We start from the raw sequence: 26,053 nt of genomic DNA, 5'->3' as shown, positions 1-26,053 counted from the left end.
TTCTCGCCACTCACAAACGTCTTGAAGAGCTAGAAAAAGAAAAGGCATCTGCTAATGAGCCACCCTCTTTAATGGTTCAAATCCAAACTGCACCAGACCTTACAACGCTAGATGCTTTGGAAATAGACGTGGCTGCACGAGATCCGCAGATTCAACCGAAGCTAATGGGGTATGTGAGAAAACGCCGCTATGAATTAGAGAATCCTACACCTACTCAACAAGAATCTACCCCTGATTATTTATTAGTGGACGGTTTCTAACATGAAAGATCAGTACAAGAAAGTGAGCCAAAAACACATGCTTGGTTTTATGTACTACTTGCAATTGCTGGGCTACGTAATAGTCCGGCAAGGCATGGATCAAGCAATGTTCCTAACAAAACATTATGCGGTACCAGTCGCTTGGCGCCGCATAACGATCGACTACAACAACCGTTTAAATAAACCAGCACAACAACTTTATAAAGAGTTTGTTGAGTGGACTAAAGAAGAATATGCAGAGATGGTGGCTTAAATGACAGGTAATGAACGTATCCCTTTTGAATCACAATTCAAAACTACAGAAATTTTTAAACGTGAAAGTGCTATTCGTAAAAATGACATCCTAGCATTCAGTGAAACAATGAATGGCTATTTCAATATTGTAACTAATGATGCTTGGCAGTTATGGAATAAAGCCAAAGCCGAGACGGTGCCAGAGAAAAAGATTTACTTAACCTGTGAGCAATTATATGCAGCAGCAAACTTTGGTGCACCAAACAAAGATCCAGAACTTTTAGAAACTGAATTAACAATTGCTTGGTTTGATGAAGCTCATAGCGGCAGTGGTTACTACGTTTATATAAGAGAGTATCCAGAAGAAGGTGCAATGAAGCTGGAAAGCGAATCAGGAGCTGAGGGATGAGTGACTATATGCACATGACACTTGAGCAGCTTCAGCAAGAACATGCAGAGTTACTTCTGTTTAATGAAGAATTGGATCGTCGTTGTAAAGCTCACAAAGCAGATGCACAAAAATATCAAACTAAGTGCTGGCACATCACAACACTTTTGATGAATCCAGTTGATCAAGACATGACTTTGAAAGCAATCCAAACAGTGATTGAAAGGGTTGGTGAAGAATGAGTAGTCTCGATTTTGAGCAACTTTATCTAATGGCTCTCATGAATAGTAAAAAGCCAAAGTACGTTTTGAATTGGGTTCATGTATCCAGACATGGGCCAGGTGCGACAAAAGCTACAGAAATTTGTGAATATTTTGGGATAGATCCAGAAGGTACAGATTTTGTTAAAGCGGAAAGTAAGGAGGGGTAAATGGGACAAATAGTTAAAATAGAGGCTAGCATTCTAGAAAAGATTGTTGCTGTAGCTGAACGTATTGCTCAGTCAAAAGAAGAACGCCGAGTTGGTCGTGAAGAATTTGCACACATGCTCAATATCGAACCTGAAACTCTAGACGCTCGGATTCGTGAAGGCAGATACCAAAGGCCATACAAGGATGGGCGAAAAAGTTTTTGGTTATTGTCCTACGTGCAATCTGTCGTTACAGACACAAAAGAATCTGGTAAAGTAGCCACCTATTGAGGTGGCTTTATTTTATACAATGAGATAGGTACTTTTTCAATATTGAGTACCAAATTGAGTATCAAAATCACCCCAAAATAAAATCCCTTTATATATTAGTGAGTTGAATCTAAAATGCTTCTAATGATCGACAATTACGACTCTTTTACCTACAACATCGTCCAGTATTTTGGCGAGTTGAATCAGGAAGTAAAAGTAGTTCGCAATGATCAAGTCACATTAGAGGATATTGAACGATGGCAACCAAAATATCTTGTGATTGGCCCTGGCCCTTGCTCTCCAAGTGAAGCAGGTATTTCAATTCCTGCAATTAATCATTTTGCCGGAAAAATTCCTTTACTTGGGGTGTGTTTAGGCCATCAAAGTATTGGGCAAGCTTTTGGCGGGAAAATTGTAAGAGCCAAAACGGTGATGCACGGACGTTTATCTGATATGTACCATAGCAATAAAGGTATTTTCAGTAATCTTCCTAGCCCATTCTCGGCAACTCGTTATCATTCATTAGTGATTGATCAGGAAACCCTACCTGACTGTCTTGAAGTAACGTGCTGGACCAATGAAGCAGATGGCTCAATGGAAGAAATCATGGGTGTTAAACATAAAACACTCCCTGTTGAAGGTGTGCAGTTCCATCCTGAATCAATTTTGAGTCAGCATGGCCATCAAATCTTTAAAAACTTTTTAGAGATCTACGCATAAGCCAGCCGTAAATAGATTGTTTTAAAAGTAATTTGATAAGAATCCTTAATAAAAAAGCCAACTACGATCAGTTGGCTTTTTTTATGGCTGAATCAATTACAACTTTAACTGCTGCACAATCGATCCATCTTGTTTTGCCACCAAAGATTCGCAGAGTTGAATACGTTCTTTGGTTTGTTTCAATCCTCTTTCTACCCCAACCAACTCTTTAGTTCGTGGTGCAAAAAAGTCATTTAACTGTGCCGCTTGTTGTTGGGTACAAGCTGCCCCACTGAACATTGCAGGGAAACGCCCAGCCGAAGATTTACCTAAACGATCAAACACGGCGTCATGATTTACCTTAAACCAAGACCATAAGCCACCTTGTTCATCTCCATAATTATTGATGGAGTTAACCACGGTACGAACTTCACCTACTTTAACCCGCGGATTTAAAATCAACTGACGTGCTTGTTGGCGCGTTGCTTCTTGATTTGCTGAACCCAAGGCTGTAAGTATTGCAAGACGTTGTGTCGGTTGAGTCACGCGTTGTAACTCTCCAGATAAACGATCAAAAGCAGATTGGCCCTTTTCTTGTACACGTACAGCCAAAATAGTTGGCAATAATTCAGGTGTTACTTGCGCAAAATTAAGCTGCTTTTGAGCAAATAGAGCATCTGACTGTTTTAACAGTTGGGTACGAACTTCAGGAACTTGAATATCTAAAGCAAGAAATCTAACCAACTCACTACGCCATAAACTGTCTTCAGCTGATTCACCTGTTTTGCTGACATAACCCAACTGATTTAATTTTGGTAAATATAAATTAGCTAAGACTTTTCTAAAATGTTCACGTTCAGCTTCTGTTTTCAATACATGACGATGAATGGTACTTAACTGGGAAAACAGCGCTGTACTAATTTGTCGGCTATTCGAATTGGCAAATTTCTTCGCAGCATCTACGACAGCCAACAAATTAATATCACCGTGGTTAAATGCAGCTGAAATTGCATAGGCATAAGCCAACTGTTCAGTGTTAGAAAGCTTTTCTGTAGCAGCAGTCAGACGAGTAAATTCTTTCTGTGGCAAACTAAATTGGTAGTATCCCGCCGCATCTGCATTTGGTATATACCAACTGTCAAGGCTGGCACCTTTGAGTTCAATTTTGGCTTCTGCTTGGTCTACCAATTCACATTGCACTTTACTACCTGCATTTGGAACTTCATAACGTACACATAAGGGTACACCCCAGAGGCTTCTTGCATCACCTTTTGAGCCCACAGGTAAATAACGGCTTTGCTTCACATTTAAAAAGACTTTATTGCCTTCTTGCTGTAGTGAAGTATTGAGTAAAGGTACACCCGGTTGATCAAGGAAACTTTTCATCGCTCTAGTAAAGCGCTCACCTTGTCCAGACTGCTCTGCTAAAGCGCTAATTAAATCATTAGCTGTCGCATTACCATATTGGTGCTTATTAATATAATTACGCACTCCTTGTTTGAATTTTTCTTCGCCTAAATAGCTTTCAAACATATTTAAAACAGCCGCACCTTTTTGATACGTGATGCCATCAAAAGCCGTTTGAATATCGGCATTGCTTAAAATAGGCTGGCGAATACGGCGCACACTCACTAAGCTGTCACTTTTCATCGCATCTGCGGTGTCTGTAATACGTTCTAGGTCAGCATTAAATTCGGGATGTAATTTTTGAGTAATTTTACTTTGCATCCATGTGGCAAAAGATTCATTTAGCCACAAATCATCCCACCACGGCATCGTGACGACATCACCGAACCATTGATGTGCAAGCTCATGTGCATTGACATTAAATGAATTCTGTACAAAAGATACTGGTGAGTCCTTATCTAACAACATTAGATAGTCTCTAAAAGTAATTAGCCCCGGGTTTTCCATAGCCCCTGCTGCGAAGTCTGGTGCGGCAAGTAAGTCGAGCTTGTCAAATGGATAACCAAAGGCAAAATAATCTTCTAAAGTTTTTAAAATGGCTGGTGTTTCAGATAAAGCATGCTGCATTTTTTCAGCTTTAGTATCAGGTGCAATACCACGTAACTGGATCGGCTGCTTACGCCATGAAGTTGCTCCAATATCAGGCCCTTTTTGTAATTGCCACGGTCCGACAGCCAATGCGAGTAAATATGTTGGTAGTGGTTTGGTTTGTGCAAAACTGAGTGTTTTCCAACCCGACTTCTCTGCTTGCTCCGACGTTTGTTGGGTATTGGCAAAACCTGAATATTTGCTTGGAATCGTCAAACGAATATTAAACGGCGTTTTAAAACGTGGTTCATCAAATGATGGGAATGACTGGCGTGCACTAATTGCTTCCATTTGCGTCATCACATAAGGTTTTCCCTCAAACTCAATTTTATAAATACCATCGAGCTGCTGGTCGTACGCAGCATTAAAATCTAGAACGAGTTGATACTGGCCTGCGGGCAAGGTTTTGGCAAATTTAATTTTACTCACCCCATCTACTTCAGAGGCTTGCTCATATTTTGCCTTGGTTTTAGTACCCTGTGCCGATGTAATATTCACATCTTTAACCGTCAAAGATTTTCCATGAATCCAGATGTGATCTGTGGCTTGAGCCAGCTTTAAATGAATAGTAGTTTTACCGGTATAGCCTTTTTGTGCGGGATCAATCTTAAAATCTAAATCATAAGATTCGGGTACAACCCACTCGGGTAATTTACCAACCGGGATTTGTTCACTGTTATTTGATGCAAAAATTTGAGTTGCCGATAAAGATAATAATGTTGTAAGTAACAATCTTTTTTTAAATGAAGGCTTGACCAGCATAAGGGGTTTTATCCTCTGTAGTTTTAAATAAAAAGATGCAGCAAATGCTGTACCACTTCACTGCATCCATACATCATTCTTAGAATTTATAGTTAAACTCCAACCAACCTTGACGGCCGAATGGTGAATATGATCCTATCGGATAATACGGCCAACCGCCTGTGTCATCTCGTTTCACTTTGTCAAACAAGTTATTAATAATGATTGAAGCAGAAGCTTTTGGAGAGATTTGATAAGTACCGCTCCAGTTCACCAAATACGTTGGGCTTAAATAGGCAGTTTGGTTACCATTTGGAATTTTGCCATAACGATTAACTAATACTGTTGATGCCCAATCACCAAAGCTCCAGCTGAGACTGGTATTAAAACGGTCACGCCAATCAGGAATGGTTAAATCTTTTAAATAGTCATCTTTCTCGTGATCTTTTGATTGTTGATATTCATGTTCTAGTACACGACTATAATTTACCGTCCAGAGAAAGTTACCAAAGCTGTCTGTTTTCCAGCGCCATCTGCTAGTGAAATCAATCCCGCGGGTATGGTCTGATGCTGCATTAATCGGAACGATATTAATATTCTTAATTACATTTGGATCGACAACTGCATTTGCAGGGTTACGCTCTACACGTGCCAAAGCATCAATACAGGCCGCAGAGTTAATATCTTGGTTGCCTAAACGACAATCTGCTTCTAAACGTAGAATTTTGTCATCACTCAAATTTCTCACAAGATTATCAATTTTGATATCCCAGTAATCGACGCTAATGTCAAACTTATTGGTTGGCGACCAAACAAAACCTGCACCATAAGATTTACCCTCTTCAGGTTTAAGCTCTTTGTTTCCGGTTAAAGTGTAGTTCGCCCCAGGTGCGTAATCTTTAAAGGTACATTTATCTAAAGATTGTCCCGTTTGGCTACAACGTAAATAATCGGTGGTCTTTTCGAAATAACCTTTTTGTTTATTTAAGAACAGATAGTTCATATCTGGTGCACGAAAGCTGGTCGCGTAGTTACCGCGCACCAATAAAGTCGGATGTGGCCTAAACTCAAGGCCTGAACCGAAAGTTAGCTTATCAATACTGTTATCTGACAAAGCATAACGGTCATAACGTCCGGACAAGGTTAAATTTAATGGCTTTGCTAAAGGTAAGAATAATTCTGCACCAAGTGCTTGGCGTGTACGAGTACCACTATATTCTCCACTAGAACTCGTATTATAAAACTCACCATTTTCAACTGCCTGATCTGGCTTAATCGAAAAACCTTGACGCCCAATTTCGGCCACAGTCGCAAGTTTGGCCGTTCCTGCAGGTAACTTAAATACGTCACCATTCGCGCTTAAGGTTAAACTTTGCGCCCACGACTTATCTTTTTCTTTTGTTGTGCCCGAAATACTTTCAAATTCACTTGCTGTGAGTGGTCGACTTAAACGATCTAAATGAGGTGAATAAATAGGAATACCATCTGCATCTGTACCAAGTTGCTGACCTAAGAAGTACTCATCAACATTCGAACGTAATAAGCCTTGGCGGCGTAGCTGACTGGTATAGATGGAACCATTATAGGCTGCTTCATAACTCCAGCTCGTCTCTCCAATATCGCCTCGAATTCCAAAATTTAAGTTAGAAGAAAGTTCTTTCCATTTTTTATTTATTCGTTCTACTCCGCCTAATTCTTCAGGTGCAAAGCGGCGATTCCAAATTTCATAATTTCCCGAATCTTGATTTAGGAAATAACCACTTGATGCGCCAAGAGAAGTCCATATCGGACTACGGGTATTATTTTCAATTTGATTTGCCCCAATTAAAAAATCGGCAAATAGTTGGGTTTTATCATTTAACTCATAATCTAAACCGAGATAACCATTTTGACTGCGATTTTGAGTTTGAACAGTCCAATAAGTCGGTCGAGCCAAACCACTGGCACAATTGTCCGCCCCTGCTTGTCCAATATTATTGACTGATCCGTTAAATAAACCATTAAAGGCCTGACACCCACCAATTGAAAGATATTTTCCAGTATCAGCATTTTTACGACCCACAACCGTGTCGGGTTTTTCTCCTAAACGAGTTCGGCTCGACATAAAATCTCGATCGGCTGCCCATATCGGCTCACGGCCACTGAGTTCAATCCCATAAACAAGACTAAGCTTGTCTAAAGTCTTACTGCCACTCAATTGTAAACGTAAATTTTCACCACCTTCTTTGGTTCCACCTGCCTTAATATTAAATTGTGTGCCATCTGTTTTCTTTTTCAGAATAATGTTCACCACACCTGCAATTGCATCTGAACCATAAATTGCAGAAGCGCCACCGTTTAATATTTCAATACGGTCAATAATAGCAGTTGGAATATTGGCTAAATTTACGAAATTGACAGAACCGTCGTACGGTACAGGATAGTCTGCAACCCGATGTCCATTAATTAACGTCAAAGTATGATTGGGTCCCAGACCTCGCAAACTAATGGCGTTCGCTGCAGGTGTAAAAGTATTTCCATAATCGGCACCTTGCACAAAACCAGTGTTTTGCGTCAGGTTATTGAGTGCGTCAAATGCATTACTAAAACCTTGTTTTTCAATATCGGCTGCGGTAATGACGGTCACACTAGTCGGGCCATCTTTTTGTGCTTTTGAAATTCGAGATCCTGTTACTGCAACACGGACTACTTTATCAGGTTTAGCTTGGTTTTGTGTTTGCTCTACGGTTTCTTGCGCATAGCTTTTTAATGGATGAAACAGTGCAACAAATACAAAAATAAATGAGCGCTTATTTTTTAAAGCCCCTACATATTTCAAGTTATTTAAATACATATTTATTAATAGACAAAATAAAGATCGCCCTACTATATCCACTTTTATTTGGTTGATTTATACACATTTTTTCTAGATATATTGATGTTTAAGATATACCAAATGGTTAATTATTTATCATAAAAACTCACAATAAACTAAAACCTTTTTCAATAAATAAATTCTGTTTATGACTCAAACGCATACCCTAACTGAGCAAAATTTTTAAAACTCTTATCGAACAGCAAAAATCTTTGATTATTTTCTGCTAACATAGCCCCCTAGCTAGTGAATCATGGAACGCAATAGGCCGAACCTCCCACACTCGATCAACTTCACCTAAAAATTTTAATCATTAATGCTGTAAATCATGACTATGAATATCCAACAGGCGCTCAACCACATTACCAAGAACATTCATTTGACTCAGCCTCAAATGGAAGAAATTATGCGCAGCATCATGCAAGGTGAGGCAACCGAAGCACAAATTGGTGCTTTAATGATGGGCCTACGCATGAAAGGTGAAAGCATTGACGAAATGACAGCGGCCGCACGTGTCATGCGAGAATTTGCGATCAAGATCGATGTGAGCGATATCAAACATTTAGTAGATATTGTGGGAACTGGCGGTGATGGACAAAATTTATTTAACGTCTCTACAGCGTCTAGCTTTGTGATTGCTGCAGCAGGTGCGACCATTGCAAAACATGGTAATCGTGGCGTTTCAAGTAAATCAGGTTCATCAGACCTACTTGAACAAGCAGGCATTCATCTTGATTTAGATATGCAACAAACCGAACGCTGCATCCGTGAAATGGGTGTGGGTTTCTTGTTTGCTCCAAACCACCACAAAGCCATGAAATATGCTGCTGGCCCACGTCGTGAACTTGGTATTCGAAGTATTTTTAATTTACTCGGTCCACTGACCAACCCGGCTGGTGTAAAACGCTTTGTCATTGGTGTGTTTTCAGATGAACTTTGTCGCCCGATTGCCGAAGTGATGAAACAACTTGGTGCCGAACATGTCATGGTTGTCCATTCAAAAGATGGTCTTGATGAAATCAGTCTTGCAGCTCCGACAACTATTGCTGAGCTTAAAGACGGTGAAATTACGGAATGGACCCTTAATCCTGAAGATGTCGGGATTGAGTCACAAACATTAAATGGTTTGGTTGTCGCAGATGCAACGGCGAGTCTAAAGCTCATTAAAGATGCTTTAAGCAAAAATAAATCTGATATTGGTGAAAAAGCTGCAAACATGATTGCGCTTAATGCAGGCGCAGGCATTTATGTAGCAGGCATTACCAAGACTTATGCTCAGGCTGTTGCATTCGCTCAAGATATTATTTACGGCGGGCAAGCATTAGAGAAAATGAGTGTTTTAGCTGAATTTACTAAAACATTAAAACAATCTCAGGCAGATTAAGGACTTCTCATGATTAATATTCAAAATACCATTTTAGGTAAAATTGTTGACCGTAAACATGAGGAACTTGCTGCGCGTTTAAAACAACGTAATTTGCAAGATGTAGAAGAGCTTGCAAAAGCAGCGACTCCGGTGCGTGGCTTTGCAAATGCTTTACAACATAAACGTCCGGGCGTGATTGCTGAAATTAAAAAAGCATCTCCATCAAAAGGAATCATTCGCGCAGACTTTAATCCTGCCGAAATTGCTCAGCAATATGAACAAGCTGGAGCAGCATGTTTATCGGTATTGACCGATGTTGATTTCTTTCAGGGTGCAGATGAAAATATTGCGATTGCTCGTCATCATTGTACCCTACCTGCTTTACGTAAAGACTTTTTGGTCGACCCGTACAATGTAGTTGAAGCACGTGCTTTGCATGCTGACTGTATTTTATTAATTGTTGCTTGTTTGTCTGACCAGCAACTCGAAGAAATGTCTAAAACTGCGTTTGAGCATCAACTTGATGTATTGGTTGAAGTCCATGACGAAGAAGAGTTAGAGCGTGCCTTAAAGCTTTCTGAGCAATGTTTATTAGGCGTAAATAACCGTAATTTAAAAACCTTTGATGTAGATTTAAATACTACTATTCGGTTGAAAAAATTACTTCCGGCCTCACGTTTATTGATCACTGAAAGTGGTATTGCGACACCAGATGATGTACGTATGATGCAAGAGCATGATATTCACAGTTTCTTGGTTGGCGAAAGTTTTATGAAACAACCACGTCCAGATCAAGCTTTTACTGCCCTTTTTGGACAACCTCAAACGGTTTAATGAAGATATATGAGTAATAAAGATTCATCGCTTTCTAAAGAGCAACAAAAGTTATTGAAGCAATTTAAAAAGCAAATCTCCAATCCTCATTCAAGCAAAATCGCAAATCAGCCTGAGTCTAAAAAATCTCAGGCTGAGTCTGAAGAATTGGAAGACACACATCTATTTAAGCAGGCTGTTGCAGGCGTTAAACCCATCAACAATAGTAATATTGCCGATGTAAAAACCCCACGTGCCAAAAAAGTTGATGCACAAACTCTGGCGAAACGTGCAGCTGCCGAAGGTGGTCGTGATACCGAACATGCCGAGCTATCAGATACACAAGCTGCTTTAAATCCGGTCGCAAGCCAAGCAACGTTAAGCTATCGCATTGCGACTCTTCAACATAAGGTTTTTGAAGACTTAAAAGCAGGCAAGATGCGTTGGTTTGAAGCTGTAGATTTACACGGCTGTACCATTGAACAAGCACGTGACGCAGTTTTACAAATCATCCAGATGGCAAAAGATGAAAATCAAAATGTCATTAAAATTGTGCATGGTAAAGGCCCTGAAGCGGTCTTAAAAACCTATGTCAACGGATGGCTACGTCAACATCGTGATGTTTTGGCATTTGTAAGTGCCCCTGAAAACCAAGGTGGCACAGGTGCCGTTCTCGTACTGCTTAAACGTGCAGAAAAAAATCCAAAATTTGAACAAAAAAAATGATCCTTTGGGATCATTTTTTTACATCAAATACCTGTAATAATTGAGCAACTACTGCAATGGCAATCGTTGCAGGTTGTTTCGATGAAATCCCTTCTATCCCAATCGGGCAAACTAAACGTTGCAAAGTTTCCGGAGTATAACCTCGCATCTGCATACGTTTTTCAAAAATGGCCCTTTTACTTTTTGAGCCAATCATCCCAACATAAGCAAATGGTTTTGCCGTAGGTTTTAAGGCTGTAAAACACAGTTGCAGATCTAGTTGATGATCATGAGTTAAAATTAAAATTGCACCTGAACGGTCAAAATGCTCAATCTCAGCTTCTAAGGTATCAGTCGTTAAACATTGCACCTGTTCCAGTAAATCGGATGGGAAAATATCATCACGCGGATCAATCCATTTCACCCTCACACCAATAGGTAATAAACAACGGACAATTGCTTCACCCACATGCCCCGCGCCACAAATCAGCACTTGTATGGTATTTGGTTGAATCTGCTGACCAAATTGCCATTCTTCACTGCTGCCAGAATGAAACTCGAAACTTGGTTGTTGTTCCATATCCATAGTCTGCCAAGTGGATGCATATTGATGTGAAACGTTACGCCATATATGCTTGCCAGCTCGCCATGCTTGCAAACTTCCAGACAAATCCGACGCAATTTCAGCGGGTGATATTTTTTCAAACAATAACCACATTACTCCGCCACAACACTGCCCCAACCGAGCACTGAGGTTAAAACGTTCAATACGTCTCACACAAGTTTCCGATTCTTTTAACATTGCTTTAGCAATATCAATCGCCTGAAACTCTAAATGCCCACCACCGATCGTATCTGACTGCTGCCATTGCTGTTGCAAATTAAACCGCAATAACATCGTTGCACCAACCTCTCGTGGCGTAGAACCATCAGCACGGACCACTGTGACCAATACCATAGGCAGAGCATCGACTTGCCACGCTACAAAATCAGTCCACCATTGTAAATGTTGCATAATCTTCTACATTTTAGCCTGTGGGCGAGCAGCCAAAGCTTGTCCCCGTCCAATCGCAATTGCACGTAAAATTTCCTCGGCAGTTGCCGGAGCATTGAGTACGAGCGGTGCATTTTCTGGAATAGCCGCCTGTACTGCCTGACGAATTGCAGAGAAAACCGATAATGCCAACATAAATGGCGGTTCACCTACCGCTTTAGAGCGATAGATGGTGTCTGCCTGGTTTTGATTATTAAACAGTTTGACATTAAAAATATGAGGAATGTCCACACTAGTCGGGATTTTGTAAGTTGAAGGTGCATGGGTAAACAAACGGCCTGCGTGTGGCCCCTGCGGCTGCCAATACAACTCTTCTGTCGTGAGCCATCCCATCCCTTGCACAAACCCGCCTTCAATTTGTCCAATATCAATTGCAGGGTTAATTGACCGCCCGACGTCATGCAAAATGTCGGCACGTAATACTTTCATTTCCCCAGTTAAGGTATCTATTGCGACCTCACTGACCGCTGCACCATAGGCATAATAGAAAAATGGACGCCCCAAATGGTTGACCTGATCATAGTGAATTTCTGGCGTTTTATAAAAACCGCTGTCCCATAGTTGTACACGTGCCATATATGCCCGTTGAACCAAGTCAGGAAATGTCCATGAATGGCCATTCGCTGTTGAAACCATACTATTTTCAAACTGGACTAGCCCTGCGTCACTATCGCTTATGTCTGCTGCAAGTTTTGCCAGACGCTCACGAATTTTAATACAGGCGTTTTGAACAGCTTTACCATTTAAATCTGCGCCACTCGATGCTGCAGTTGCCGAAGTATTTGGCACACGAGAAGTATCGGTTGCAATTAAACGAACGCTATCGATGGGTAAACCCAACTCATGTGCAGCAACCTGCCGTACTTTGGTATATAGCCCCTGTCCCATTTCTGTACCACCATGTGTAATCGCGACAGTACCATCCATATACACATAGACCAGTGCACCTGCCTGATTGTAATGCACAGCGTTAAATGAAATACCAAACATTAATGGGGTTAACGCAATACCACGCTTAATGATGTCATTATTCTGATTAAAGGCATGAATAGTCTGTCTACGCTTCACGTAATCACTACTTTGCAATAGTTCAGCTACCAATTTTGGCGCAACATTATCACGGACTTCTGCCCCATAGTGCATACGGTCACGTCCAGCGCCGGGCTGCTCGGCAAAGAAATTGCGCTGACGAATTTCAACCGGATCGCAACCTAAATAACGAGCAATGTCATCAATAATATTTTCAATCACAAACATGCCTTGCGGTCCACCAAAACCACGATATGCCGTATTGGAAACAGTATTGGTTTTACAACGCAAGTTACGTAGCTCAACTGCATTTAGATAATAGGCATTGCCAATATGGCAAATCGCACGTTCATTCACTGGCCCAGAAAGATCAGCCGAAAAACCACAGTTTGAAGCCAGTTGTACCTTTAAGCCTTGCAAAACACCACTGTCATCAAAAGCCACAGACCACTCATAAGCAAAACCGTGACGTTTGCCTGTAGCACTCATGTCATCATCACGATCTAAGCGTAATTTACACGGACGGCCCGTTTTTTGTGCTGCCAAAGAGGCAATACATGCCCACTGCGCTGACTGTGACTCTTTACCACCAAAACCGCCGCCCATACGGCGACTTTCCACGCTGACCTGATGCATATTCATGCCTAATGCATGACAAATCAGTAACTGCATTTCGGTTGGATGTTGTGTCGAGCAATAGACTTTTAAACTCTGATTTTCTTGTGGAATCGCATAGGAAATTTGCCCTTCAAGATAAAAATGCTCTTGCCCACCCAGCTCAATAGCACCTGAAAGTTGATGAGCTGCATTTTGAAATGCTTGCTCAACTTCACCATGGCTAAATTCAACAGGTGGTAACACCCACGATTCTTTTTTAATTGCATCTTGAATCGTTAAAATTGGAGTTTCGGGCACATACTCAATTTTTGCTAAACGAACTGCCTGACGGGCTTGCTGATAACTCTCGGCAACGACCACAAATAAGGCTTGTCCATAAAACTCAACCTGCTCTTCGGCAAAAATTGGGTCATCTTTAACAATTGGCCCCCAATTATTTTCAACCTCTATATCCTTTGCCGAAAAAACTGCATAAACACCCTCAGCCTGACGTACTGCATCTAAATCAAACTTACTGATTTTGCCTTTGGCACAATTCGAGAATCCGACTGCCAAATGCAATGTATTTTCAAGCTCAGGTAAATCATCAATATAAGTTGCCTGCCCCGTCACATGTAAATGCGCGCTCTCGTGTGGAATCGAATCACCTGCTTTAGCGGATTTTTTAGAAACCCTTAAGTCAATATTTTGATTCATGTCAGATCTCCACCATAGCAATCAAGTCATTCACACGAGTGAGTGTTTGAGACAGAATTTTTTCTACATAAAAACGCTGTAAACAGTTTTTCGCGACGTGTAAACGATATGCTGAGCTAGCCCGTCCATCATCTAAAGGCTGATAGTCTTGTGACAATGCCTGCTGCGCCTGAATCATCAATTCTGCTGTAATTTGCTGGCCTTCTAATATGGCTTCTGCATATTTTGCACGTTTAGGAATAGCTGCCATACCACCAAAAGCAATTCTTACATTGTGAGCGACATCATCATTATCTAACTCACAAGAAATAGCTGCACATACCGCAGAAATATCTTGCTCAAATCGTTTGGCAATTTTATAGCTGGCAAATTTAAAGCGTGTCTGCCCTTCGCGAAGCGGAATAACAATCGCCTCAACAAACTCACCAAGTCGTAATGCTGTTTTTTGATAGTCTAAATAAAAGTCTTCCAAAGCAATTTCACGAGTCTGCTTACCTACACGCAAAATCAATCGTGTACCTAGCGTAATTAATGCCGGCATTGAATCACCAATAGGCGAACCATTAGCAATATTTCCACCTAGTGTTCCTGCATTTTTAATCGGCATGGAAGCAAAACGGCGCTGTAATTCTTGAAAATCGGGATAAAAATCTGAAATTTTAATGAGTGCATCACTCAAACTTACATTTGCCCCAATCGTTAAAGCATGGTCTGTGACTACAATCTTTTTCAGCTCTTCAACTTGACCTATATAAAGCATATCGCCCAAATCACGGCCCTGCTTTGTGACCCACAAACCGACATCTGTGCTACCTGCAACAATACGTGCTTGCGGCAACTGTAAACGTAAAGTAGCAAAATCCTGCAAAGTCTTGGGTGCAAAAAATTGCTGCTTTTGATCATTCAAATGCAATGCAGGTAATGCTTTGATCTCTTTTAATACATCAATTACTTTTTGACGTTCTAATACAACACGTGGATAGTCATAAGCTTTTTGTGCTGTATCTAAAATAGGGCGATAGCCTGTACAGCGACATAAGTTTCCAGAAAGATAATCACTGATTTTATCTTTGCTTGGAGACTGTTGTTCATTTTCATACATTGACCATAACGACATGATAAAACCGGGTGTACAAAAACCGCATTGTGAACCATGCATATCGACCATCGCCTGTTGTACCGGATGAAGTGTGCCATCTGGTACTGGCAATAAGCTATGAAGGTCTTCTACTGTAAATAGGGCCTTACCATCTAAAGTTGGTAAAAACTGAATACACGCATTCACACTACGTAATTGCAGGTTGTCATTGACCAACTCACCAATCACTACTGTACATGCACCACAATCGCCCTCAGCACATCCCTCTTTTGTACCAGTCTGCCTAGTCTTACCAGTTTGAGTATATTCTCGCAGAAATTGTAAAACCGTCATTGTAGGTACTGCATTTTCTACTTGCTGCTGACCACCACGGAAAAAGAAGGTGATTGGACGTTCTAACATGTTTTATCCTTATGCTTTATAATAATGCTTCTGTGCAAATATGATGCCATTAGGCTATCATTTAGAACTTATCAATATTAAGCGCACATTTCATGTCCAAACACTTGACTATTAACGTTAAAAAACATGAAATTTATTCATCTTTTATCAAGCGTACGGAAAAACCAAAATAAATATAGTGCGAGGATTTATGAACATCAGGTCATGTTTCTGATACAATGCCGAGCTTGTCTAATAGAGTAAATTTATACGTCTTATGTCAATGCAGCAATCGTACGCAAATATTCTGACTGCCGTCGGTGAAGACCTTAATCGTCCCGGCCTTAAAGATACGCCTGTGCGTGCGGCTAAAGCTTTTTCATATTTAACTTCTGGCTATAGTAAAACTTTAGAAGAAGTCACCAATAATGCTGTTTTCCCATCAGATAACCATGAAATGGTATTGGTGAAGAATATTGAATTTTATTCGCTCTGCGAACATCATCTTCTCCCATTCTATGGCCGTGTTCATGTTGCCTATTTACCAGAAGGCAAAGTTCTTGGCTTATCTAAATTTGCACGTATTACCGAGATGTTTGCTCGTCGTTTGCAAATTCAGGAAAACCTTACTCAGCAAATCGCTGAAGCTGTTGCAGAAGTGACTGGTGCTCGTGGCGTTGCTGTAGTCATCGATTCAGCACATATGTGTATGATGATGCGTGGTGTAGGTAAACAAGAATCTACCACCCGTACAGTTTCATTTGTCGGAGATTTTAAAACCGATAAAGAAGCACGCCGTGAATTCTTAAGTGCAGTACCAGAAAGCTACTAATATCGTTTTTACTGTCTAAATAAGAGCCCGACAATGTTGGGCTTTTTTTATAGCTGAACGCGATAAACTTCGATCCAATTCTATAAAACATAACAATTAAATTAGGTGATTTTTGTTATAAAAGTAGGCATCTTTCTTTTTAAATAATTTATGAGCTAATCATGCGATTTAAAAAAATTTCTTGTCTACTTTTATCCCCGCTTTTTATTTTTAGTACCTCAATTTATGCGGGCAATACACCAAAAGACCAAGAAATTAAAAAACTGGTAGATCAAAACTTTAAACCGTTATTAGAAAAATATGATGTGCCAGGTATGGCTGTGGGTGTTATTCAAAATAATAAAAAGTATGAAATGTATTATGGTCTTCAATCTGTTCAAGATAAAAAAGCCGTAAATAGCAGTACCATTTTTGAGCTAGGTTCTGTCAGTAAATTATTTACCGCGACAGCAGGTGGATATGCAAAAAATAAAGGAAAAATCTCTTTTGACGATACGCCTGGTAAATATTGGAAAGAACTAAAAAACACACCGATTGACCAAGTTAACTTACTTCAACTCGCGACGTATACAAGTGGTAACCTTGCCTTGCAGTTTCCAGATGAAGTACAAACAGACCAACAAGTTTTAACTTTTTTCAAAGACTGGAAACCTAAAAACCCAATCGGTGAATACAGACAATATTCAAATCCAAGTATTGGCTTATTTGGAAAAGTTGTTGCTTTGTCTATGAATAAACCTTTCGATCAAGTCTTAGAAAAAACAATTTTTCCGGCCCTTGGCTTAAAACATAGCTATGTAAATGTACCTAAGACCCAAATGCAAAACTATGCTTTTGGCTATAACCAAGAAAATCAGCCGATTCGAGTTAACCCCGGCCCACTCGATGCCCCAGCATATGGCGTCAAATCGACACTACCCGACATGTTGAGTTTTATTCATGCCAACTTCAACCCACAGAAATATCCGGCAGATATTCAACGGGCAATTAATGAAACACATCAAGGTCGCTATCAAGTAAATACCATGTATCAGGCACTCGGTTGGGAAGAGTTTTCTTATCCGGCACCTTTACAAACTTTATTAGACAGTAATTCAGAACAAATTGTGATGAAGCCTAATAAAGTGACTGCTATTTCAAAAGAGCCTTCAGTTAAGATGTACCATAAAACTGGCTCAACTAACGGTTTCGGAACATATGTAGTGTTTATTCCTAAAGAAAATATTGGTTTAGTCATGTTAACCAATAAACGTATTCCAAATGAAGAGCGCATTAAGGCAGCTTATGCTGTGCTGAATGCAATAAAGAAATAATTTTTCCCTAAAATAAAAAGAGAGAAATAGTCATCATCTATTTCTCTCTTTTTTTATAGGTACATGGTTTAAAAGAACCAAACATATCCTAAGCTTGATTTCATCCAATCTAGATGATTTTGTTTTTCATAATCCCAATTAAAGCGAATGGCATTATTACTATTAATGGCATATTGCCACTGTGTATTTAGCCGTAAGTTCCATTGGTTTTGGTCTTCCCAATATGGCAGCTCAACTTGTACCACAGTGTTAAATTTTTCAAACCACTGATTCATACATCCTAATGTCGGCCCTACTCCCACACGCCAGCCTTTATCTAAATTTGAACCCGCTTGGACATAAGTTTGTACCTGCCCATAGCAAATATGTTTGCGCTCATAATCTGCAAGACTGTAACCAACCTGAGCATTAAAACTCGCGACGCCATGCTGCTTTTCATCACTATAAACGCCGTCATGAACCGCTTCCTGACGCCAGCCTAAGTTAAATCCCCAAGTCAGCGGAGTTTTAAATGGTTGAATCGGGTTATAAGAGTTCACTTCTAACAGATCAAGATGTTCTAGTTTTAAATGATCATCTCGCCACTGTGCATTACCATTTAAAAATAATAATTGAGTACCGGCACGGTATCCGCCCTGCGGATCTATTAAGTCATGATAAGCCTGCCTATGACCTATCTCGATAAACTTGTCACCTTGCACCTCGCCCAGTTTTAGCGAGACATTACGTGCATTATGGCCTTGAGTCGGCTCGGTTGATGGTCTTTTAGGTTCTTGGCGCTGTTTGTCTAAATCAATCTGACTTCGTAGTGCTAAAAGCTGTCTAAGCTGTGGCTGAGCAAAGCTTTCTTCAACTTTGCGGCCAATAAACTGTAGATATAAATCATCATAAGCCATCTCAAGAATTTTGGCCTGATCTGATGGGCTAAATGATTTAAGTGTTTCCGAAGACTCTTTAATTGGCTTCATTGCTAACTGATGAGCAACTTTAGCTAAAGATGCGCCATGCTGGTGAGCTTGGGCCAATAATTGAGTTTCTAAAGCAGGTCGATACACAGGAGCTTTGGTGAGTCCTTGTTGTTGCATCGCTTTAATGGTTTCCATTGGAATAGAAGCGTAGTTAAACTTTTCTTGTAGATGAGATTCAGGTTTAACTAAATCGACTAAGCCCAATAACCGATATGCACAGTTATCACTCACAAAGTAATAAGGGAAGCTTACATGTTGCATTTCCCAAATATGACTCACCAAAAACCGCGTTTCTTCTGGAGATAGATTTAACTCATATTCCCACAAATCACGGCTCTCAAAATCACCATATTCTTTTACCTTACGATAGTAAGGCATAAGTGAGTATTCACCCGGATATTGCCCTGTTAAGCCTTTCCATGCATATGACCAGTTGTCATTGCCTGCCACAGTTGCTGCATAGTTTACGGCATAAGAAACGAGATTTAACTGCTGTTGATCTTTAGGATCTAAACGTAATAAGGTATGGCCAAACATTGAGCTTGGATTACCCATAAAATCTGTGGCGTAAATTAGGGTCGCTTTGTAAGGCTTAATCTGCCCAATCCAGTTTTCAAATTCTGAACATTTTACTTGTGGCAATTCATTTTCTTGAATGTCTAATTGCTGTATAAGCCACTGACTGCGTGCCGGAAATTTACAGCGAATTGACTGGTTATCTTGCGTAGGTATAAATAATGCCGAGATGTCTGCTTTCAGTTCTTCTTTTAAATTATTTTTTCCATTTTCTGATAGAAAATAGCCAGCATAAGTGACCTCACTTTTCTGGTTTTTATTGGCATACATGAGCCTTTGCCATGTAATGTCTTGGTCTAATTTTTTTTGTTCTGCAATGGACCAATATTTTTGAATAGATGGATTTGTTTCTGCTGAATACGCAATATTCACTGCCAAAGAGGCAAAAATTAAAACAACCGATTTCATTAAGCTCATCAATTTTAATCATTAAATATAAGAAAAACCCTGCCAAATGACAGGGTTTTCAATTTCAAACTTATACGTAAGCTTTTAAAACTTCGTCTTTAGCCATTACGTTTTGTAATGATGCTAATACTTGAAGTGTGTTTTGGTTGTTTGTTGAATAGATTTCACCAAAGTTTGCTTTTGAAACTTTGAAGAAACGGTCTTTATCTTGTGGTTTGATTTGCATTAACTCAGCAAGTACATTCAGGCTTTCACCTTGGCCTACAGCCATGTCACGCGCTAAAGCTTCTGCATTTTCATTTGTGAAAGTAACAACTTGTGCTGTAACTGTTCCACCCTGACGGCAACCTAAAGTACCGAAAGTAATACCTAATAATTGGTTAGTAAAAATACCGTTTGTTGTTGCAGCAAGAATTTTAGGCACCACTCCTTTTTGGCCAGCCCATACTTGCGTACCCACACCACAACCTACATCGTTATCAGCCATAGCAACACTTGAACCAGCTGCTAACAAAGCAGCTAAAGCTAATTTTTTTAACATAGATGTATATCTCCAAAAATCATTATTGATTGTTTCTTATGTATTGTTATGTGTAATTCTTATTACACGATATTAAAGATAGCGATAAGCCAATCATTTAGCAATTAAAAAATAAATAATATGATAAAAAGTGTAAAAGAAAAATTTATCTTAAATTCCAATTACCTTGATTATCTCGATGACCTAATATTTTAAGTACTAACACTAAACTCAAAAGTAATAATAAATACCATGATCCAAGTTTACCCCACCCCACCATATGCCACGCCTCTACCTGACTTGGATAGAGCCAGATTTTATAAAAAGTACTAATATTTTCAGCAATCCAGATCAGAAAAGCGAGTGTTAACAATACAGGTAGCATCGGGATTTTAAATTTATGCTCATTTAATTGAAAATAAAGTTTTGTTTTCCAAAAAATAAAAACACTGATAGCAAATAAAATATAGCGAATATCGGGTACAAAAAATTTACTCATAAAATTTATATATGAGAAAAATGCGAGCAAAAGCATACTTCCAAAACTCGGAAGTTTTTCAAATGAAACTTGCAGCAGGCGTATTGAGCGTGCAAAAAAACTACCTACGGCAGAGTACATAAAGCCTGCAAATAAAGGCACAGTTAAAATTTTAAATACCGCAGGCTGCGGATATTGCCATGACGCAATCGCAGGGTGTGTTAAGAATATTTCCATGGCCATCGCCATGACGTGAAATAAAGCAATAACTTTGGCTTCTGCCCATGATTCAAGTTTTAAATATAAAAGACAGATCTGAATCAGCACTGCATAGATGAGTAAATAGTCATAACGATAAAAACCCATATATTCATGGCTTCCCATCGACGCAGTTAGGGCAAAAGCAATGAGAAGCAAAATACCAAACAAGGCTGCCGAAACAGCCTTGCCAATAAATTGAAGAGGTAAAAACAGATATTGCACAAAAAACTATCCTAGATATTTAGCACTATATTCATGTACCGTATCTACAAAGATTTTTGGCTGCGCCGGATCTACCCATTGGGTAATACCGTGCCCTAAGTTAGCAACATAACCGGTCTTCTCACCGTTTGCATAAGCATCATCTAACATTGCTTTTACAGCTTTTTCAATTGAAGCCGCCGAACCATATAAAACAGCCGGGTCAAGGTTCCCTTGTAGGGCAACACGACCTGCCACCGTGGTTCGAGCCGTATTTAATGGTGTCGTCCAGTCCAGCCCTAATGCATCGGCACCTGTCGTGATCATTGGTTCTAACCATTGACCGCCACCTTTAGTGAACACAATCACTGGAATACGGCGTCCATCTTTTTCACGTTGTAAGCCCGCGATAATCTTCTTCATATAGTTAAGAGAGAACTCTACATATTCACGGTGTGCTAAAGCCCCACCCCAACTATCAAAGATTTGAATTGCCTGAGCGCCTGCATCAATTTGCGCATTTAAGTAGTCAATGACTGAATCTGCTAAATGGTCGAGCAACGCATGCAAAACTTCCGGCTGCGCATACATCATTTGCTTGGTAAAACGGAACTCTTTACTTGAACCACCTTCAACCATATAAGTTGCAAGCGTCCACGGACTACCAGAAAAACCGATCAGTGGAACTTGACCACCTAAAGCAGAACGAATCGTACTTACTGCGTTCATCACATAATCAAGATCGGCTTTAGCATTAAGCTTAGGTAAGTTAGCCACATCTTGTTCAGTACGTACCGTTTTATGAAACTTCGGACCTTCTCCAGTTTCAAAATACAGTCCAAGTCCTAATGCGTCTGGAATAGTTAAAATATCTGAAAATAAAATTGCTGCGTCTAAATCGTAGCGACGCAAAGGCTGTAAAGTCACTTCACAAGCAAACTCTGTATTTTTGCATAAAGATAGAAAGTCACCAGCTTTTGAGCGTGTTTCCCGATATTCAGGCAAATAACGTCCTGCTTGGCGCATCATCCATATTGGAGTGGTATCTACAGGCTCACGTAATAAAGCACGTAAGAAACGATCATTTTTAAGTGTCGTCATTGCCGATCTCTATCTTTTTCATGTGGCAGCATCATAACAAAAGGTGAGTGTTTTTATAATTTCAATTTCACACAAAAAACTTGCCAATCTACTAAAAAATGCATATTTACACAAAAGTCTACTGCAAGAAGAAACGTTTTCTGCAATACTTGCAGCATGTTACATCGGGTTTATTTATATCCCTTCGAGTCTCAAATAAGCCAATATTAAATTCATAAGAATGAATGATTGGTGAGTTTATGGCCTAAAGGATCTGATTTTCCCTATTGCTTATATGAAAATTCTTAAGGTTGAATTACATGTTTGTTCGCTCATTACTCGCTATGAGTTTAAGTTGTATTATTGCTAATGTTGCTTTGGCTGCGTCAACAACTGAGCAACCACTGAACCCTAATAAAGTATCTGCTCCTGTAGAAGATCCGATTGATCCGCTTGCTGTAGATGCTGCTTCAACTGTAAAAGCTCAAGCTCAGACTCAGATTACTGCACAAGAACAAAATGACCTAAATAGAGCGTCAACAACATTACAAAATTTACAAAAAGCTGAAGACCAAAATGCTGATTCAGGTATTGCCGCTTCAACACCAGTAGCTACGGCTAAAACCACAACAGCTACTGCGTCTACAGCAACTTCTGCGCCAGCGGTTACATGGACATTAGATAGCTTAAACAACGCTGAGTGGTATGAAAATATTGGCAAAGGCCAACTTCCAGTTTATGCACGCGCTCACGTTATGCTTAATAATGCACATGCTTCACCGGGTGCGATTGACGGCATGAGCGGTAAAAATACATTAAAAGCAATTGCATCTTTCCAGCAAATGAATGGTTTATCTCCTACTGGCGAGTTAACTAAAGAGACTTGGGATGCGCTTGTTGCTAAACAAAACAAACCAGCGTTTATTGAATACACCATTACCGATGCCGATTTAAAAGGTCCTTACGCACAATCAATTCCTTCTGATTATGCTTTACAAGCAAAAATGAAAGGTTTGTACTACACACGCGTAAGTGAAATGTTGGGCGAGAAGTTTCATATTGATGAAGCCTTCTTAAAGAAAATTAACCCGACTGCGACATTCAAAAAAGTTGGTGAAAAAATCATTGTTCCAAATGTACGCAATGACTTACCAGAAGATATTCACTTGATTATTGCGCATAAAGGTGCGAAACAGTTGTATCTGTTTAATAGCCGTAATCAAATGATTGCGTCATTTCCTGCAACAATTGGCAGTACTGATACGCCATCTCCGACCGGTACTTACAAGGTAGTAGGTGTAGCACGTAACCCTTGGTACAGCTACTCTCCTTCTAACTTTGTACAAGGCAATAACTTAAAACCGCTTTCATTACCACCAGGTCCAAATGCTCCTGTAGGTAATATCTGGATTGGTTTAAGCAAAAAATCATTTGGTATTCACGGTACACCAAACCCGTCTTTAATTTCTAAAACTGCATCACACGGTTGTATCCGTTTAACGAACTGGGATGCTAACGATTTAGGTAACAAAGTACGTTCAGGCGTAACTGTTAAATTCTTAGAATAATCCTCTTTAATAAAAAAAGCCTGCTTTATGCAGGCTTTTTTTTATTAAATTTTTTTAGCATAGCCCCGTGGAATATTTAGTTATTGTTTTGACTATAAAAATAAAACCAGCCTAGGGTTTCTCATTACACAGCAATTTTTGTATTTAGAATATTTAACATGGTTTGCATTTTAGCTTCTGTTTCTAACCATTCAGCTTCAGCATCTGACCCTTCAACAATCCCCGCACCAGCATATAAGCGCATTTTATTTTCACTAAGTAAACCGCATCGAATCGTCACTACCCACTCACCATTACCCTCCGCATCCATCCAGCCGACTAACCCCGTGTAATAATGTCGGTCATAACCTTCATGATCTAAAATAAATTGCTTAGCAACATGAGTTGGTGAGCCACAAACTGCTGGTGTTGGATGTAATTCTAATGCAAGGTTTAAGGCATCGGGAGCCTGTTGCTTAAGCATACCCTGGAATTCTGATGATAAATGCAACATCGTTGATGTTTCTAAAATATCTGGAAATTCAGAAACCTTAAGTTCTACACAATGAGTGGCTAAATTTCTAATAATATTTTCAACCACAATTCGATGTTCATGTTGATCTTTTTCAGAATGATTTAATTCTTGTTGACTGACGAAATTTTTTTCAGAAATTTGAGATTTAGGACGAGAGCCGGCCAAAGGATTACTGGTTACAATACGCCCTTGTTTTGACAAAAGCAGTTCAGGGCTTGCACCTAGGATATAATTATTATGTTCGACTGGAATCACAAAATTATAAGCATTTGGATTTTGTTTTAATAAAGCAGCCAATAAATTTTCAGGCTCTTGATGACGGTTAAACTCATATTCAACAGCCTGAGAGAGAACAACTTTTTCTACCTTCTTTTTCTCAAAAGCATCTAAAGCTAGCTGTACTGTACCTTCAAATTTTTGTCGTTGAATAAGTAATGACTTATTAATTATCTCAATGTTATTACGATTTTTTAAAGAGTTAATCGTAGAAGATGCTTGTGTTATTTTTTTATGATCAGCATAAAAATTTAAGCTACTTTTCTTTGTAATATCAAAAGGTATAGCACCAATTAAAACTGGATTTTGATGGCCTTGCTTTTTAATTTCTTCAAAGCATTTTGCAATCTCTTCATTCAATAGTGCGGTATTTGCTGCAGGTGTATTTAACGTTTTAACGAATTCGTTGACCTCGAGATAATAATTCTTCGTAGAAAAACATGAAAATTTCTTTTGACCGATATGATCTAAATTTTGCTCTACTGATATTTGAGTCTGCATCATCTGTATATCACCTCTCACATTGATTTTTTCAAGCAAATTCTGTAGTACTTCTTTTTAAATATAAGGATATAAAAATACTAAAACACACATTAATTCAAATGATTATTGTTATCAATAACAAATTTAGTTTTCAATGCAAGAAATTGTAATTATCTCGTTATTTGTATGAAAAAAATAAACTTTAACCTCTAGAGTTATCTCGATTAAACTTTCTTGTCTAAGGTAAAAATAAAGAAACGCGCCATCTAGCGCTTTAAATTTTATATTCTTAAAATCAATAATTTGCTTATATTTTAAATAAAATGCCTTAATGATACTTTCTTTAGCGGAGAATATTATCAAATATAAATATGCTTGATCTTTTAGTAGCTTTTCAATTTCTTCTTGCTCGTTTTTATTGAGAAAAACATCATAAAATTCATCTTTCTTTTGAAAAAAAATATAATGTTTTTGAGACTCTATATCGATTCCAAATATTTTTTCTTTAGGTGTGTTATTTCTAGCATATGCGATGGCATAACATGATTTTTTTGATCCAACATGACTAATCCCCCCCATCACTCCTTCGGGCCATAGGGGTTCCCCATGTCTACCTTGATAGACAATAGAATCTTGTAAGTTAAAGCTTTGTAATGCATATTTTGCTGCTAAGCGCCCCGTCAAGAACTCTAATTGACGAATGAAGCGTGAGCTTTTTATATTCGGTGGAAGAAATATATTCAGCTCCTGATAGATATGATCAAGCTGAGGTATTTCTTTGATTTGGCTGAGCTGAACTTTATGTATATCTAGCCCGAAAGCTGTTAGCTTTTCATATTGAATATTTATTTCATCCAGACATGAATTAGCCCCTCTACTTAACTGCTTCTTCGTATTCATAGCA

At 39.3% G+C, this 26,053-nt stretch carries 23 protein-coding genes and 1 pseudogene; 13 read left to right on the top strand and 11 right to left on the bottom strand.

Features of this window, described 5'->3' with window-relative positions:
• The 7 genes and pseudogenes from NQ782_RS11055 to NQ782_RS11025 all read left to right on the top strand — a co-directional run.
• Positions 1-260: pseudogene (locus NQ782_RS11055) on the top strand (hypothetical protein); the annotation flags it as partial.
• 1 nt (position 261) lies between these two features.
• Entirely contained in the window at positions 262-513 is a 252-nt protein-coding gene (locus NQ782_RS11050) for a hypothetical protein (RefSeq protein ID WP_000654850.1), read from the top strand.
• Entirely contained in the window at positions 514-903 is a 390-nt protein-coding gene (locus NQ782_RS11045) for a hypothetical protein (RefSeq protein WP_267581193.1), read from the top strand.
• A complete protein-coding gene (locus NQ782_RS11040) occupies positions 900-1,124 on the top strand; it encodes a hypothetical protein (protein WP_001286975.1) in 225 nt (74 codons plus the stop codon). Before NQ782_RS11045 ends, NQ782_RS11040 begins: the two co-directional genes overlap by 4 nt.
• Positions 1,121-1,312 carry a hypothetical protein gene (locus tag NQ782_RS11035; RefSeq protein ID WP_019767537.1) on the top strand — a complete coding sequence of 64 codons (192 nt, stop codon included), beginning with the start codon at positions 1,121-1,123 and terminating at the stop codon, positions 1,310-1,312. The genes NQ782_RS11040 and NQ782_RS11035 overlap by 4 nt, the downstream gene beginning before the upstream one ends.
• On the top strand, positions 1,313-1,582 hold the full coding sequence (locus tag NQ782_RS11030) for a hypothetical protein (protein ID WP_000529848.1): 270 nt from the start codon (positions 1,313-1,315) through the stop codon (positions 1,580-1,582).
• A 114-nt stretch (positions 1,583-1,696) separates the two neighbouring features.
• The gene (locus NQ782_RS11025; protein ID WP_005109690.1) at positions 1,697-2,281 is read left to right on the top strand and encodes an aminodeoxychorismate/anthranilate synthase component II; all 585 of its coding nucleotides are present in this window, start codon (positions 1,697-1,699) and stop codon (positions 2,279-2,281) included.
• Positions 2,282-2,377: 96 nt separating this feature from the next.
• On the opposite strand, the gene NQ782_RS11020 is transcribed toward NQ782_RS11025, so the two are convergent.
• Positions 2,378-5,089: a M1 family metallopeptidase gene (locus tag NQ782_RS11020; protein WP_228147611.1), complete on the bottom strand. Its 2,712-nt coding sequence runs from the start codon at positions 5,087-5,089 to the stop codon at positions 2,378-2,380.
• Positions 5,090-5,156: 67 nt separating this feature from the next.
• Complete coding sequence (locus NQ782_RS11015) at positions 5,157-7,889, bottom strand: TonB-dependent siderophore receptor (RefSeq protein WP_057093352.1); 2,733 nt, start codon at positions 7,887-7,889, stop codon at positions 5,157-5,159.
• Between the two features lie 355 nt (positions 7,890-8,244).
• On the opposite strand from NQ782_RS11015, the gene trpD reads away from it, so the two are divergent.
• From trpD to NQ782_RS11000, 3 genes are read left to right on the top strand one after another with little or no spacing between them, the layout of a single operon-like run.
• Complete coding sequence (gene trpD, locus NQ782_RS11010; protein ID WP_001982145.1) at positions 8,245-9,294, top strand: anthranilate phosphoribosyltransferase; 1,050 nt, start codon at positions 8,245-8,247, stop codon at positions 9,292-9,294.
• A gap of 9 nt (positions 9,295-9,303) precedes the next feature.
• Entirely contained in the window at positions 9,304-10,110 is an 807-nt protein-coding gene (gene trpC, locus NQ782_RS11005) for an indole-3-glycerol phosphate synthase TrpC (RefSeq protein WP_057093351.1), read from the top strand.
• Between the two features lie 9 nt (positions 10,111-10,119).
• Complete coding sequence (locus tag NQ782_RS11000) at positions 10,120-10,815, top strand: Smr/MutS family protein (RefSeq protein WP_000066126.1); 696 nt, start codon at positions 10,120-10,122, stop codon at positions 10,813-10,815.
• 10 nt (positions 10,816-10,825) lie between these two features.
• On the opposite strand, the gene xdhC is transcribed toward NQ782_RS11000, so the two are convergent.
• From xdhC to xdhA, 3 genes are read right to left on the bottom strand one after another with little or no spacing between them, the layout of a single operon-like run.
• On the bottom strand, positions 10,826-11,809 hold the full coding sequence (xdhC, locus tag NQ782_RS10995; RefSeq protein ID WP_086231028.1) for a xanthine dehydrogenase accessory protein XdhC: 984 nt from the start codon (positions 11,807-11,809) through the stop codon (positions 10,826-10,828).
• A 6-nt stretch (positions 11,810-11,815) separates the two neighbouring features.
• Positions 11,816-14,191 carry a xanthine dehydrogenase molybdopterin binding subunit gene (gene xdhB / locus NQ782_RS10990; protein WP_057093348.1) on the bottom strand — a complete coding sequence of 792 codons (2,376 nt, stop codon included), beginning with the start codon at positions 14,189-14,191 and terminating at the stop codon, positions 11,816-11,818.
• A 1-nt stretch (position 14,192) separates the two neighbouring features.
• A complete protein-coding gene (xdhA, locus tag NQ782_RS10985; protein WP_057093346.1) occupies positions 14,193-15,692 on the bottom strand; it encodes a xanthine dehydrogenase small subunit in 1,500 nt (499 codons plus the stop codon).
• Positions 15,693-15,954: 262 nt separating this feature from the next.
• On the opposite strand from xdhA, the gene folE reads away from it, so the two are divergent.
• Positions 15,955-16,503: a GTP cyclohydrolase I FolE gene (folE, locus tag NQ782_RS10980; protein ID WP_001187844.1), complete on the top strand. Its 549-nt coding sequence runs from the start codon at positions 15,955-15,957 to the stop codon at positions 16,501-16,503.
• A 161-nt stretch (positions 16,504-16,664) separates the two neighbouring features.
• On the top strand, positions 16,665-17,816 hold the full coding sequence (locus NQ782_RS10975; protein ID WP_057093064.1) for an extended-spectrum class C beta-lactamase ADC-163: 1,152 nt from the start codon (positions 16,665-16,667) through the stop codon (positions 17,814-17,816).
• A 68-nt stretch (positions 17,817-17,884) separates the two neighbouring features.
• Here the strand turns inward: NQ782_RS10975 and NQ782_RS10970 are convergent, their stop codons facing one another.
• The 4 genes from NQ782_RS10970 to hemE form a co-directional block, all read right to left on the bottom strand.
• Positions 17,885-19,777, bottom strand: coding sequence for a DUF4105 domain-containing protein (locus NQ782_RS10970; protein WP_057093067.1), 1,893 nt, complete (start codon positions 19,775-19,777; stop codon positions 17,885-17,887).
• 61 nt (positions 19,778-19,838) lie between these two features.
• Complete coding sequence (locus tag NQ782_RS10965; protein WP_000914200.1) at positions 19,839-20,309, bottom strand: DUF3015 family protein; 471 nt, start codon at positions 20,307-20,309, stop codon at positions 19,839-19,841.
• A 145-nt stretch (positions 20,310-20,454) separates the two neighbouring features.
• Positions 20,455-21,249 (bottom strand): DUF817 family protein, encoded by a 795-nt coding sequence (locus tag NQ782_RS10960; RefSeq protein ID WP_001199677.1) that lies wholly within the window; start codon positions 21,247-21,249, stop codon positions 20,455-20,457.
• 6 nt (positions 21,250-21,255) lie between these two features.
• Entirely contained in the window at positions 21,256-22,329 is a 1,074-nt protein-coding gene (gene hemE, locus NQ782_RS10955) for a uroporphyrinogen decarboxylase (RefSeq protein ID WP_000209397.1), read from the bottom strand.
• A gap of 299 nt (positions 22,330-22,628) precedes the next feature.
• Here hemE and NQ782_RS10950 point away from each other — a divergent pair, with 299 nt between their 5' ends.
• Positions 22,629-23,876, top strand: coding sequence for a L,D-transpeptidase (locus tag NQ782_RS10950; protein WP_000498089.1), 1,248 nt, complete (start codon positions 22,629-22,631; stop codon positions 23,874-23,876).
• A gap of 124 nt (positions 23,877-24,000) precedes the next feature.
• Here the strand turns inward: NQ782_RS10950 and basJ are convergent, their stop codons facing one another.
• The gene (gene basJ / locus NQ782_RS10945) at positions 24,001-25,170 is read right to left on the bottom strand and encodes an acinetobactin biosynthesis isochorismate synthase BasJ (protein WP_057094632.1); all 1,170 of its coding nucleotides are present in this window, start codon (positions 25,168-25,170) and stop codon (positions 24,001-24,003) included.
• 123 nt (positions 25,171-25,293) lie between these two features.
• Positions 25,294-26,049 (bottom strand): acinetobactin biosynthesis phosphopantetheinyl transferase BasI, encoded by a 756-nt coding sequence (gene basI, locus NQ782_RS10940; protein ID WP_025468334.1) that lies wholly within the window; start codon positions 26,047-26,049, stop codon positions 25,294-25,296.
• Between the last annotated feature and the right edge of the window lie 4 nt (positions 26,050-26,053).

It is taken from the genome of Acinetobacter sp. BD54 (assembly GCF_044778325.1).
Classification (GTDB): domain Bacteria; phylum Pseudomonadota; class Gammaproteobacteria; order Pseudomonadales; family Moraxellaceae; genus Acinetobacter; species Acinetobacter baumannii.
The sequence above is the reverse complement of the archived record's forward strand: the minus strand, read 5'-3'. Positions and strand labels throughout refer to the sequence as shown.

What these genes read in the sequence shown, in the direction of transcription:
- NQ782_RS11050 (WP_000654850.1), top strand. Translation starts at nt 262, where the DNA reads ATGAAAGATCAGTACAAGAAAGTGAGCCAAAAACACATGCTTGGTTTT.
- NQ782_RS11045 (WP_267581193.1), top strand. Translation starts at nt 514, where the DNA reads ATGACAGGTAATGAACGTATCCCTTTTGAATCACAATTCAAAACTACA.
- NQ782_RS11040 (WP_001286975.1), top strand. Translation starts at nt 900, where the DNA reads ATGAGTGACTATATGCACATGACACTTGAGCAGCTTCAGCAAGAACAT.
- NQ782_RS11035 (WP_019767537.1), top strand. Translation starts at nt 1,121, where the DNA reads ATGAGTAGTCTCGATTTTGAGCAACTTTATCTAATGGCTCTCATGAAT.
- NQ782_RS11030 (WP_000529848.1), top strand. Translation starts at nt 1,313, where the DNA reads ATGGGACAAATAGTTAAAATAGAGGCTAGCATTCTAGAAAAGATTGTT.
- NQ782_RS11025 (WP_005109690.1), top strand. Translation starts at nt 1,697, where the DNA reads ATGCTTCTAATGATCGACAATTACGACTCTTTTACCTACAACATCGTC.
- NQ782_RS11015 (WP_057093352.1), bottom strand. Translation starts at nt 7,889, where the DNA reads ATGTATTTAAATAACTTGAAATATGTAGGGGCTTTAAAAAATAAGCGC.
- trpD (WP_001982145.1), top strand. Translation starts at nt 8,245, where the DNA reads ATGAATATCCAACAGGCGCTCAACCACATTACCAAGAACATTCATTTG.
- trpC (WP_057093351.1), top strand. Translation starts at nt 9,304, where the DNA reads ATGATTAATATTCAAAATACCATTTTAGGTAAAATTGTTGACCGTAAA.
- NQ782_RS11000 (WP_000066126.1), top strand. Translation starts at nt 10,120, where the DNA reads ATGAGTAATAAAGATTCATCGCTTTCTAAAGAGCAACAAAAGTTATTG.
- xdhC (WP_086231028.1), bottom strand. Translation starts at nt 11,809, where the DNA reads ATGCAACATTTACAATGGTGGACTGATTTTGTAGCGTGGCAAGTCGAT.
- xdhB (WP_057093348.1), bottom strand. Translation starts at nt 14,191, where the DNA reads ATGAATCAAAATATTGACTTAAGGGTTTCTAAAAAATCCGCTAAAGCA.
- xdhA (WP_057093346.1), bottom strand. Translation starts at nt 15,692, where the DNA reads ATGTTAGAACGTCCAATCACCTTCTTTTTCCGTGGTGGTCAGCAGCAA.
- folE (WP_001187844.1), top strand. Translation starts at nt 15,955, where the DNA reads ATGCAGCAATCGTACGCAAATATTCTGACTGCCGTCGGTGAAGACCTT.
- NQ782_RS10975 (WP_057093064.1), top strand. Translation starts at nt 16,665, where the DNA reads ATGCGATTTAAAAAAATTTCTTGTCTACTTTTATCCCCGCTTTTTATT.
- NQ782_RS10970 (WP_057093067.1), bottom strand. Translation starts at nt 19,777, where the DNA reads ATGAGCTTAATGAAATCGGTTGTTTTAATTTTTGCCTCTTTGGCAGTG.
- NQ782_RS10965 (WP_000914200.1), bottom strand. Translation starts at nt 20,309, where the DNA reads ATGTTAAAAAAATTAGCTTTAGCTGCTTTGTTAGCAGCTGGTTCAAGT.
- hemE (WP_000209397.1), bottom strand. Translation starts at nt 22,329, where the DNA reads ATGACGACACTTAAAAATGATCGTTTCTTACGTGCTTTATTACGTGAG.
- NQ782_RS10950 (WP_000498089.1), top strand. Translation starts at nt 22,629, where the DNA reads ATGTTTGTTCGCTCATTACTCGCTATGAGTTTAAGTTGTATTATTGCT.
- basJ (WP_057094632.1), bottom strand. Translation starts at nt 25,170, where the DNA reads ATGATGCAGACTCAAATATCAGTAGAGCAAAATTTAGATCATATCGGT.
- basI (WP_025468334.1), bottom strand. Translation starts at nt 26,049, where the DNA reads ATGAATACGAAGAAGCAGTTAAGTAGAGGGGCTAATTCATGTCTGGAT.